A 1,552-nucleotide genomic window follows, 5' to 3' on the forward strand; every position below is an offset into this window, starting at 1 on the left:
ACACTACCTTCACGGTAACTGCGGGTTCTACAGTGGTACTGAGCTGGACCATCACCAACCTGGGTTGTACCACTTCAGACAACATTGTGCTGATCAATTACGAACAGCCAACCGCTACGTCAGCAGGTTCTGCCCAGTCTCATTGTTCTGACAGTCTGTTTACGCTTGCTGGTTCTACACCAATGACCGGCGCAACCGGTTACTGGTATGTACGCAGTGGAACAGCAACGGTGACCACACCGACCAGTGCTACTTCAACTGTTATAGTTCCTGCTGGTCAGACAGCCTTATTAAGTTGGGTCATAACCAACGGTGTGTGCGCTGATTCTGCTTCAGTAACACTGATCAATTATATGCAACCGGTAACAGCGAATGCTGGTCCGGATTCTATTATGCAGTGTGCGAACAGCACCTTCACCATGCAGGCGACAACACCTGCCATCGGTACCGGTACCTGGTCTACCTTCACAGGCAGCACTGCCACTATTACTACGGGTATGTTCAACGATCCTGCAGCTACGGTGACCCTGGCAGCTGGTGATACTGCTACACTGATATGGACAGTGACCAACGGTACCTGTTCTTCTACCGATTACGTAAAACTGATTAACTACGCCACACCATCAACCGCCGATGCAGGTCCTGATAGTGTGAAACAGTGTGCGACCCCTTCCTTTACCATGGCGGCGACTACGCCAACGATCGGTACTGGTAAGTGGTCTATAAAGAGTGGTACTGCAACGATCGGTACTGCTGATAGCAACAATGTAAATGCAGTGATCACAGTAGCGACTGGCTCTACAGCCACCCTGTACTGGACCGTGACGAATGGTACCTGTTCTTCTAAAGACAGTATTGTATTAGTGAATTACGCTATGCCAACTACTGCCGATGCTGGTCCGGATTCCATCGTACAGTGTAATAATGCTTCCTTCACCATGCAGGCTACAGCGGCAGCTCCTGCTACAGCAGTAGGCACATGGTCAACATTTACAGGCAGCACGGCCACTATCACTACAGGTATGTTCAACAATCCTGCAGCTACGGTGACCTTAGCCGCAGGCGATACAGCTACCTTGATATGGACAGTCACCAATGGCGTATGTGCCAGCACCGATTATGTTTTCCTGAAGAACTACCAGGCGCCTGCTACAGCGCAGGCAGGCCCTGATTCCATCAGGCAGTGTGCGAACGATACCTTCACCATGTCAGCCACTGCGGCCAGCGTAGGTGTTGGCACGTGGACAGTATCCAAAGCGGCAGCTACGATTACCAGTCCAAACAGCCCGACCACTACGATCACAGTTCCTGTGGGAGATAGTGTAATGGCTTACTGGACAGTTGTAAATGGTACATGTTCTACTATAGATAGCGTGAAACTGGTCAACTATGTGAAACCAGCTGATGCTGATGCCGGTCCTGACCAGCACCAGTGTAACACAGCGACCTTCACCATGGCGGCCAATGCACCATCTGTATCTACAGCTTCCGGTACATGGTCTAAGCCAGCCGGATCTACCGCAACCATTGCAAGTGTCAATAGTCCGACCAC

At 50.9% G+C, this 1,552-nt stretch carries 1 protein-coding gene; it reads left to right on the forward strand.

Translation table 11 applies throughout. The annotated features are described in order from the left end of the window. A partial coding sequence (locus BW716_RS37355; protein ID WP_220388913.1) for a hypothetical protein occupies positions 1 to 1,552 on the forward strand: 1,552 nt, incomplete at both ends.

This window comes from [Flexibacter] sp. ATCC 35208, from assembly GCF_001975825.1.
GTDB lineage: Bacteria > Bacteroidota > Bacteroidia > Chitinophagales > Chitinophagaceae > Chitinophaga.